General features: G+C 41.6%; 7 protein-coding genes. 1 reads left to right on the top strand and 6 read right to left on the bottom strand.

The annotated features are described in order from the left end of the window. Window positions 1-193: 193 nt before the first annotated feature. The 3 genes from AB5Z01_RS09225 to AB5Z01_RS09215 all read right to left on the bottom strand — a co-directional run bounded on the left by AB5Z01_RS09225 (window position 194) and on the right by AB5Z01_RS09215 (window position 4635). A complete protein-coding gene (locus AB5Z01_RS09225) occupies window positions 194-1867 on the bottom strand; it encodes a bifunctional diguanylate cyclase/phosphodiesterase (protein ID WP_287215479.1) in 1674 nt (557 codons plus the stop codon). A gap of 153 nt (window positions 1868-2020) precedes the next feature. Beyond that, the gene (locus tag AB5Z01_RS09220) at window positions 2021-2956 is read right to left on the bottom strand and encodes a uridine kinase (protein WP_195221440.1); all 936 of its coding nucleotides are present in this window, start codon (window positions 2954-2956) and stop codon (window positions 2021-2023) included. 92 nt (window positions 2957-3048) lie between these two features. Further along, window positions 3049-4635 (bottom strand): MBL fold metallo-hydrolase RNA specificity domain-containing protein, encoded by a 1587-nt coding sequence (locus tag AB5Z01_RS09215; protein ID WP_195221441.1) that lies wholly within the window; start codon window positions 4633-4635, stop codon window positions 3049-3051. A gap of 209 nt (window positions 4636-4844) precedes the next feature. Here AB5Z01_RS09215 and spoIIID point away from each other — a divergent pair, with 209 nt between their 5' ends. Continuing rightward, the gene (spoIIID, locus tag AB5Z01_RS09210; protein ID WP_038671255.1) at window positions 4845-5111 is read left to right on the top strand and encodes a sporulation transcriptional regulator SpoIIID; all 267 of its coding nucleotides are present in this window, start codon (window positions 4845-4847) and stop codon (window positions 5109-5111) included. Window positions 5112-5145: 34 nt separating this feature from the next. Here the strand turns inward: spoIIID and AB5Z01_RS09205 are convergent, their stop codons facing one another. The 3 genes from AB5Z01_RS09205 to AB5Z01_RS09195 all read right to left on the bottom strand — a co-directional run bounded on the left by AB5Z01_RS09205 (window position 5146) and on the right by AB5Z01_RS09195 (window position 10565). Then, window positions 5146-6615 carry a TrkH family potassium uptake protein gene (locus tag AB5Z01_RS09205; RefSeq protein WP_117858599.1) on the bottom strand — a complete coding sequence of 490 codons (1470 nt, stop codon included), beginning with the start codon at window positions 6613-6615 and terminating at the stop codon, window positions 5146-5148. Between the two features lie 10 nt (window positions 6616-6625). Next, window positions 6626-8011: a Trk system potassium transporter TrkA gene (gene trkA / locus AB5Z01_RS09200; RefSeq protein WP_117892637.1), complete on the bottom strand. Its 1386-nt coding sequence runs from the start codon at window positions 8009-8011 to the stop codon at window positions 6626-6628. Window positions 8012-8306: 295 nt separating this feature from the next. Beyond that, entirely contained in the window at window positions 8307-10565 is a 2259-nt protein-coding gene (locus AB5Z01_RS09195; protein WP_368365478.1) for an ABC transporter permease, read from the bottom strand. Window positions 10566-10568: the final 3 nt, after the last annotated feature.

The raw sequence follows: 10568 nt of genomic DNA, 5'->3' as shown, positions 1-10568 counted from the left end.
CAGCCTGAAAAAGATATTTTTCAACATTTTAATAATCGGCAAAAAGCGCTGTATTTCTGCCGGTGTGTTTGCTGTACCCTTTTTTCAAGATTAGATAGTTCTTTTTTGCTGTGTGATATATTAAAGCCCGTGAGCTTCCATATTGAGGGAATCCACGGGCTTTGTTGCGCTTTTTTTACAGCGCCTTTATTTATCAGTTATAACCGCAGGCAAGCCGTTTCTCAAACTCAGCCGCAGGCAGAGGCTTGTCAAACACAAAGCCCTGAACAGCGTCACAGCCAACTTCTCTGAGATAGTCAAGCTGCTGCTCAGTTTCAACTCCCTCGGCGATAGTTTCCTTGCCAAGCTTTTTAACCATTTTCATAATGTAATAGAACATTATAAGATCTTTATCCTTGCCCTCATAATCCTTTTCAAGAGGAATAAAGGACTTGTCTATCTTTATTACCTGCAGATCAACGTTCTTTATCATATTGAGCGATGAAAAGCCAGTACCAAAATCGTCCATAGATGTGACGATACCATTAGCTCTCAGACCATTCACGATCTCTGTGATAAGCTCAAAATTCTGATAATCCTCGCTTTCAGTAAGCTCTATTTCTATAAGCTGGTGATCAAGCTCGTATTTGTCGATCAAGGCAACTATATTACCTATCATATTTTTTTCTTCCAGGTGCTTCCTCGAAAAATTCACTGATATCCTCAAGGGTTCAAAACCCATATCTATACGTTTTCTCAGCCATTTGCAAACTTCTTCAAGCACATAGTAGTCAAGCTTTATTATGCTTCCGTCATTCGTAAGAAGCGGAACAAACTCCACCGGTGTTGATAACCTTCCCTTTCTATGCCAACGTACAAGGGCTTCTGCACCAAATATCTCCTTGGTTTCGATGCGTACCTTTGGCTGATAATACACCTCGAACTCACCTGCCATAAGCCCAGCCATGAAGTTTGACAGCACTCCCTGAATTTTCATCAGTTCTTGTTTTATATTTTCGGAATACTCCATTACATGGCCTGCACCAACTCGTCTTGCAGCAGAATATGCAATGCTTGCACGAGCCATTACTTCTCTTGGATATCTTATACCCACAGTTGACGAATATCCGATGGTTGCACTAAAAATAAAATCCTTTGATACTTTGCCATCGTCATACCTTATGTTCATAAAGCTGAGCATATCAATATATTCTCTGAGCGATTCTTTCTTTACAAGCATAACGAAATTATCGCCGCCAAGTCTTGTGATCATCTCACCATCTGAAAGATTTCGGTATATTGTCTTTGTATAATTACGCAAAACAACGTCGCCCTGTTCATAATTTAATACCTTATTTACATATTTGAAGTTATGTATATTAAAAAAGATTATACTGAAATCCTCTATCCTGTTTTGCGCTATAAGCATACCGGCGTGATTTATCAAAGCGTCTAAAGTTGCTGCACCTGTTTCGATATCCGTTTTTATAACATGAGTAACAAGCTCCTGCATAATTACCCTGTTAAATTGGATAAAAACAGTGTTTGCGATTATCTCTACGATATTCCTTTGCTCGTTATCAAAGCCATTGGAATTACCAGAATAAAAGGTCACTGTTATAAAACCGCCTTCAAACAAAGGAAAACTTGCCTCAAAAGGCTCGTTTTCCACGTCCTTCTCTCTGTCATAAAGCACCATGAGCATATCTGCTCCATCTTCACAAAGCTTTGTTGCAGGCATTTTCACTGCAAGCTCCGCTCTGACGATGTCAAGCTTGTCTGCCACAGCAGCCACAGCACTTTTCACCTTGGCACTGCATTCGTCCATATCCGCCGAATCTTCATATATCGTTCGGAAGAAAAGCATCAAATCATTATCAAAATTCATTTTTATCCCCACTAATTTTTTATTCAATGATCACGTTCAGGAAAACGTTTTCAAAAATACCTGTACTTACCTTATTTCATTTTACTACTTTTTATAAAAAAAGTCAAGCAAGCATAGCAAAACGCCGTCCTTTTCCGACGGCGTTTTATCGTCTTAGTAGCTATAGCTGCTCTCACCTACAAACTCCCTTGCAAGGGAATTTACAGGCACACTTTCGAGCATCACCGGCTCTATCTCCTCAAGGGCTTTTAGCATAGGCAAAAAGCGTTCAAAATCCTTATAGCTCCTGCTCTCACGTCGCAGTGTATCCAAAAGATAGTTCTTATACAAGGCAGGCTCATAAGCGTGAAAAGTATCCACTGAAAACTCAGCCCTGTGCTTGTATGGCATTATATACTTGTTCTCGCCAGCCTCAACGCTATCGAACATATCTAGTGTTTCCGCTGCACTTCTGCCACGGAAAAATCCGTCCCTTATAAGTCTGCGCATAAGCCTGATATAGCAAGGATGCAGAAGCTCTCCGTCTTTCAATTCGAGTCTGCTTCTTACACTGACATACATACATCTTGCATAATCTCCTGCCGCACCTGTGACCTCCGGGTTAAGGGCATGGATACCCTCGAAAACAACTATGTCGTTTTTGTTTCGTCTGAGCTTTTCCCCATCACGCCTGCATTGTTCTGAAAACTCAAACTTCGGCAGAACGACTTCCTCGCCGCTGTTTATCTTTTCCATATGCTCATAAAGAAGCTTTCTGTCTATTCTGTCAGGAGATTCATAGTCAGGCTTGCCGTCCTCTCCTATAACAGCGGTGAAGCTGTCAGAAGGCAGAAAATAATCGTCCATAGAGATAGTGTGAGTGTGTATCCCCCTGCTGTCAAGTATTTCCTCTATTTTCAACGCTGTTGTGGTCTTGCCCGCCCCTGACGGACCGGCCAAAAGCAATATAGGCTTCTCCTTTTGATGCTCCTCGATGCTGTCTGCAATGGCAACGAGCTTTTCATTATATTTTCTGTCGCACTCTTCAACAAAAAGCTTTTCGTCATCTCTGACCTTTCTGTTTATAGCACTGACGTGTATCTTCTTCATTGTGTGGTTTGTTCCTTTCGTATGCGTCAGGCAACACCACACATAAAGCGTGCAGTGTTGCCCTGTATCTCATATTATATGTGCAGCAAAAGCTAATCGTTCCACTTCGCACAGATATTATTTATGGTATCAGTGAGCTTTGCAAGGTCTTTATTAGTAAGACCTGAGCTTTTGTTTACCAAAGCCGTCAGCCTGTCAAGAGCACTGAGCAGACGCTGATAGTTAGGCGACGCACCTGTCTTCTTGACTATCTTTATAGGGGTCGTGTTTTTGAACTCGCCGCTTATAAGGTCAAGCTCCGCACCGCTGTATGGTGCAAAGGCGTTAAGCCCGAAATCGTTACGCAAATGCTCCTTATACGCCTCGGCAACTGAATCCTCGCCGTGGTTGACAAAGACTTTCTTAGGCGGCTTTTCATAGCTTTTTATCCACCTGTCCAGACCGTCAACGTCAGCATGACCGCTCACGCCCGGCAGCACCAGTATCTCAGCCCTGACAACGATTTCCTCGCCGAAAAGCTTTGCAGTTTTTGCACCCTCCACAAGACTTCTTCCAAGGGTATTCATAGCCTGATAGCCCACAAAAAGTATGGTGTTTTCAGGTTTCCACAAATTGTGCTTGAGGTGGTGTTTTATTCTGCCCGCCTCGCACATTCCGCTTGCGGAAATTATTATCTTAGGCGTGTCGATAAAGTTTATGGCTCTTGACTCGTCACTTGTGACAGCGATATTAAGTCCGCTGAAAGTGATAGGATTTATGCCCTTGTTCACATAGGACATTGCCTCTTCATCGAAACAGGAATTTTTGTTCTTGTTGAATATCTGCGTTGCCTCGATAGCAAGTGGAGAATCCACATACACAGGAAAATCCCCATGACCCGTCACCATATTCTCCGCCTTGATATGCCTTATAAAATACAGCAGTTCCTGAGTTCTGCCCACTGCAAAGGACGGTATAACAAGGTTTCCTCCCCTATCAAAGGTCTTTTGAATAACCTCTGCAAGACTCTTTGCATAGTCCTTCGGCTTATCATGGCGACGGTTACCGTATGTGGACTCCATTACAACATAATCTGCCTCCGTTATATACTGCGGATCTCTTATAAGAGGCTGGTCAAGGTTTCCTATATCTCCCGAAAATACGATCTTACGTTCTTCACCGTTCTCTGTGAGCCATATCTCAATACTTGACGAGCCAAGCAAGTGACCTGCGTCGATAAAGCGTACCTTTATGCCATCGGATATCTCCGTCACCTCACTGTATGGGTGTGGGCAAAGGCAAGCAATAGCCGCCTCTGCGTCTGCCATAGTATAGAGTGGCGACACCTCGCCTGTACCCTTACGTTTGCCCTTTCTGCTTCTCCACTCTGCTTCAAACTCCTGAATATGCGCTGAATCTCTCAGCATTATCTCACATAAATTACAAGTGGCCTCCGTTGCGTGTATCTGTCCAGCAAAGCCGCCTGCCGCCAACAGTGGAAGCAGACCTGAATGATCTATATGAGCATGAGTCAGCAATACAAAATCTATATTTCCAGGAGGACAAGGTATCTTCGCATTTTCAAAATAGTCAACGCCCTGCTCCATTCCGAAATCCACCAGAAATCTCTTTCCGCAGGCTTCTATATATGTACAGCTTCCCGTTACCTCATGTGTTGCACCGATAAAATTAAGTTTCATTGCCCTTATCCCCTCGTTTCGTTCATATTCTGTGACAGTATCTCTATCACACTTACATTATAGCACATTCCCAGTGTGATTTCAAGCATTTTGCATAAAATTATTTGATTATCGGCAATTATTTTGTAAAGTCTGAAAGAACGTCAAGTAATAATGAGGTAAGGAACAGCATATAGATTACTACAGAAAAATTTAATGGGGTGTGAACAATGAATGGATCCGAAAAGGAACGATGTGTGCTGCTTGGAGAATATGTTGCGGCACACAGAGCCACGGTACGCTGTGCGGCAAAGGAATTTGGCATAAGCAAATCCACAGTACATAAGGATCTGACAGAACGTCTGCCGAAAATCTCTCCTCAGCTTTTCAAAAGCGTAAAAGAGGTCCTTGAGGAAAACAAACGTGAAAGACATATAAGAGGCGGAATAGCGACCAAGCATAAATATGAACAGCAGTTCAAAAAGGCTGTAAAATGAAAAAAGGACGGTCTGAGCCGTCCTTTTTATGTTATCAGAATTTTCTTGCTTCCGCCCTTTTAGAGATAAGATCTTTCCATGCAGAGGGGTGGAAAAGTATCAGCAGAGGGAAAAGCTCCAATCTGCCTGCAAGCATATCGAACATGAAAACGAACTTTGAAAAAACAGAGAAGTTTGAAAAGTTGCCTGTTGGACCTACCTCTGCAAGACCAGGTCCCATGTTATTGATGGTTGTCAGCACAGCAGTAAAGTTTGTTACAAGATCTTTACCATCAAATGCCACCATAAAAACTGATGAAGCAAAAATTATCACGAATGTTACGATATAAACATTTATAGAACGCACTATCTCATGCTCAACAGGTTTGCCGTCAAGGTTTACCTTGCGTATGCTCTTTGGGTGTATATAGGAGTGAAGCTCCTTTATCATTGTCTTGAAAAGCACGATCACTCTTGATACCTTTATACCTCCGCCCGTACTGCCTGCGCAAGCTCCTATGAACATTATAAGTACAAGCACCGTCCGGCATATCTGAGGCCACAGATTAAAGTCAGTGCTAGAAAAGCCCGTACTTGTAATGAGCGACGCCACCTGAAATACTGATTTTGTAAGTGCGTCAAAAATGCTGACACAGCGGTCGAGGATATTTGCGAATATTATAGCTGTGGCAATGAGGATTATAGCAAAATAGCACCGTACTTCCTCCATTTTGAATGCCTTTTTGAAGTGTCTGTATATAATATAATAGTATGCGTTAAAATTCACGCCAAACAGTATCATGAATATGGCAACCACCCACTGCAAATATGGCGAATAGCTTCCTAAGCTGTCGTTCTTGACTCCAAAACCACCCGTGCCTGCCGTTCCAACGGCTGTACAAATGCTGTCAAACACAGGCATTTTGCCGATAATAAGGAAAATAAATTCCAATATGGTCATGCCAAAATAGATTATATAAAGTATCCTTGCGGTATATTTCATCTTTGGAACAAGCTTGCCCACTGATGGTCCAGGGCTTTCCGCCCTCATAAGATTTATATTTGAGCCACCGCTCAGCGGTATGATAGCAAGCAGGAAAACTAAAACTCCCATACCGCCTATCCAGTGCGTGAAGCTTCGCCAAAAAAGTGCAGTATGAGAAAGCGCCTCAACATTGGTAAGGATCGAAGCACCAGTTGTTGTAAAGCCGGAAACTGTTTCAAACATAGCATCCGTGAAGCTTGGTATCTCTCCGCTTATCCAAAAAGGCATACACCCAACAAGGCTCATAACTATCCAGCTCAAAGATGTTGCTATACAACCCTCTTTGAGATAAAACACATAGTTTTTAGGCTTTTTCCAAGCCATTACCATGCCAAAAGCAAGGCACACAATGGCTGTTCCAAGATAATAAAGTCCCACGCCTTCCCCGTAAACCAGCGACACTATGCAAGGCAGCAGCAAAAAGCAGGCTTCCATTCGCATAACGTTTCCTAAAATATATCGAATGATCGAGCTGTTCATATTTCCTCCGCTATTTCAGAATATCAGTGATATCGTTAAATCCCGTATGAGTAGTGACGACCATTACAGTGTCGCCCCTCTCTATAGTATCCTGACCGCTCGGGATAATGATCTTGCCGTTTCGGTTTATGAACGCCACAAGCAAATGTCTTTTTAAATCAAGAGCCTGTAGCGGTGTACCTGTGACCTCTGACTCCTGATCTACCTTGAACTCGATAGCTTCTACTCTATGATCAAACAAATGATACAGTGTTTCGATATTGCTATCTCCCGATTCGTTCTTCGCACGGACGTAGGCTATTATCGCCTCAGAGGTGATATATCTTGGATATACTACGCTTCCAAGGTCCAGTCTGCTTATAACGTCCTTGAAGTTTATCCTGTTTATCTTTGTGATAGTCTTAGCATTTGACACCTGTCTGGCATGAAGAGTGAGCAGGATATTTTCTTCGTCTATTCCCGTGAGAGCCACAAATGACTCTGCATACTCTATGCCCTCTTCCTTCAGAAGCTCCTCGTCAGTGCCATCACCGTTTATTATTATCGCCTTTGGCAAAAGCACGCTGAGATCCTCACAGCGCTGTCTGTCATTCTCGATTATCTTGACGTTGATCCCCATGCCAATAAGACGTTTTGCAAGATAATAAGCCGCCTTGCCACCGCCTATTATCATTGTGTTCTTCACCTGATTTGTCTTCACACTGATATCCTCAAAGAATGTTCTTGAAAAATTTCTTTGGGTGCAAAATAAGATAACATCATTCTTTTTCATTGTGAAATCGCCAGATGGAATATATATTTCCCCTTCTCTCTCAACAACACATATAAGCAGGCTTGTTGCCGTTTTACGACTAAGCTCAGCGATCGTAGTGCCGACAAGAGGATTGCCCTCAGGTATCTTATACTTTATAAGCTCCGCCTGACCATTCGCAAAGGTGTTTACCTCAAGAGCTGTTGGCAGACAAAGTATTCTTGACGCTTCTCTTGAAGCCTCAAGCTCAGGATTTATGACCATTGCAAGACCAAGCTTCTCTCTTAGATAGACTATCTCCTTGCTGTAATCAGGTGTTCTTACTCTTGCTATAGCTGAACACTTCGCTACTCTCTTGGCAAGTGTACAACAAAGCAAATTAAGCTCATCAGACTCTGTGACAGCAATTATAAGGTCGGCGTTCTCTATGCCGGCGTCCTGCTGAACGCTAAAGCTTGCGCCGTTTCCTACGATGCCCATAATATCATAAAGACTACTGAGTTCCTGTATCTTCTTTGCATTCTTGTCGACTATCGTGATATCGTGACCCTCTTTCACAAGCTGTTCAACAAGGGTCGTGCCTACTTTTCCGCAGCCCACAATGATAATATTCAAACCGCCTGCAGGCTTCTTTTGTTTACTCATATTTTTCCTCCAACCGAATGACATACTGCCATTCACTGCAGTTCTCTGCACTTCTTCTCTTCATTAAGCAGAGCCTATTTATAAAAGCGTATAATTCCATATCATATAATGTATCACTATGCTGTTAATAATATGTTAAAGTATAGTAAAGATATTAATAAAATTTACGGCGATTGCCTAACTCATTTTTCCAAATTAGCGATTTTCAAAAAAAAGTTATAAAAAAAAACAAAAAACTGTGCCGCCGATACATACCGACAGCACAGCTCAATTAAGAAAGAATGATTTGGAAGAATTACTCTACATTTTTGAGTGCCTCATCAAGAGGTACTTTCTTTACACGTCTTGTAAGGATAAATGCTATCACCGCATATGAAACGATACCGAGCAGCGGCACTTCAACAAATATTTTTGCTGGCACATAATATGGCATCCAGCCTGAATACTGAGCGAAAGCAACTTTGAATATATACTTCAAAGTAACATTTACTATAGGAACAGTCAGCAGCATTGAGGCTATAACGACTATGGTCGTAGTCGTTATATAAAGGCTGTTTATTTCCCTGTTGTTGTAACCCAGTATCTTTGTCATAGAAATAGACTGGCTGTTCTTTTCTATTATGACCTTTGAAAGAAGATAAACAATTAGCATGAACATTATAACACCCGCTGTCGCAAACATGCTTATCATAGAACCCATAGACAGTATGAGCTGTCGTGATGTTTTTGTCAGGTCGTCTTTCGTTATAGTTGTCGCAATATACAGATCGTCTATATCCTTTATCTTTGTATTGGAGAAATAACCATTAAAATACCCGTCCTCAAGTTCAAAGGTCTTTATGAAGTCGCTGTCTGTCAGATAAACTGCTATAGTTGCAGGATCGTCATAGATACCCTCTACCTTAAAATTGTATTTTTTATCTCCGTAAGACTCTTTCAGCGTCACTTCATCGCCAACCTCTATGTTATACTTCTGAGCATAACCATCAGAGATAAACGCTCCGCCGTCTTTTATATCTGCATGAACGAACTTGCTGTTTTCTTTAACTCCGTAAATTGTTGCCGTTTCCTCTTTTAGCTTGTCATCGACAGTTTTAAGAGAGCCTGAACAATATTTCTCTACACCCTCTGTTTTAGTTTCAGCAGGCATTTTCAGCACATACTGATATTTGCTTATCATATTATCTTCTATTATATCCTGATAATGAAGAAGCATAGGCTTCATGCCAAGGCCAAAGAAGATGATAACATTGGCAAAAAGAATGCCAACAAACACTGTAATATAGTTAGGAATGTTCTGGAAGATGACTCTAAGTCTGAAACGCTTTAATATGCCTATCCTTGTGTTGAGCTTAAAAGCCTTTTTCTTCTGACGCTTTTTAAGATCACGTCTTAAAAATTTAAGCGGTGAAAGACTTAGTTTATTTACAAGCATTACAAGGTTTATTACGAAAAGTATTATAAGAGGAACTACTGTCGTCTTTATAAACGCATCTGCGTTCCAGATCGTTTTGTATGTTGGCAGACTGTAGCTTCCATAGTACGCTTTGACCGCAAACTCCTTAAAGCAGGTGTAACCCAGTATGTTGCCTACAATGGCAGATACAAGCACTACTATCATAGGCGTTGCAAGATAATGTCTAACAAGCTCGCCCTTTGTGTAGCCTGAGGCTCTGAGCGTACCTATAACGTTTGCTTCTTTTGCAATAGTGTTTCCCGTTGTTATAGCAAAAACAAATGCGATTATGACCATAACAAGATAAAGAAAAACTGTTATCATTGTGTTATCGCCCTTTATATCGTCGCCTGTAAAATGTATCGCCTGATTTGAGTATTCCGGAATAAACTGAGTGAGCATTGAGATTCCATTTATATGCTTCATGACCTTCTCAGCCATATCCTGAGCTTCCTTGTCGTCTGCCGGGGTTTTATCATATTTCCATGAGTAGCTGTAATGAAGATCAGCCTCACCATAATCGTCAAAAAGCGTATCGGTAACGATAGCTACACCGAACTTCAAAGCGTCAAACATCATATCAGACGGATTAGAATACAGTGCGCTGTAATCTGAAAGTGCAACAAGACCTGTTATCTTAAGCTTCTTGCCGCCGACCGTCAGGCTGTCGCCGACTTTAAGCTTGTTATTGTCAGCATACATTCTGTCAATAGCGATCTCGTCATCAGCAGAAGGAAGCTCACCGTCCATTATACATATCTTGTCGATATCCTTACGATTTTTGAAAAGCCTGATAGTGCTGTCAACTTCTTTTGTTTCTTTGTCAAGATAAAAATTTTCATATACCTTTATCTTCTCCTCACCATCCTCTATCTTCTTGATAGCATCATCATCGGCTTTTTGAAGAAGTTCAAAATTTCCGCTTTCGATATTGTATTTCTCAAAGCTTTCGTCATAAGCAACAGACATACTGCCTGCCGCAACAAGAAAGCCTGATACTATGCCTATCATCATTGTGATGAACAAAAATAGAACGATGTATTTTCCTATTTCGCCCTTAAGCTCTCTGGGCAAACGCTTGATAAGAGGGTTTTTCATGCT

This window comes from Ruminococcus sp. RTP21359st1_H3_RTP21359_211015 (assembly GCF_040909065.1).
Taxonomy (GTDB): domain Bacteria; phylum Bacillota; class Clostridia; order Oscillospirales; family Ruminococcaceae; genus Hominimerdicola; species Hominimerdicola aceti.
The sequence above is the reverse complement of the archived record's forward strand: the minus strand, read 5'-3'. Positions and strand labels throughout refer to the sequence as shown.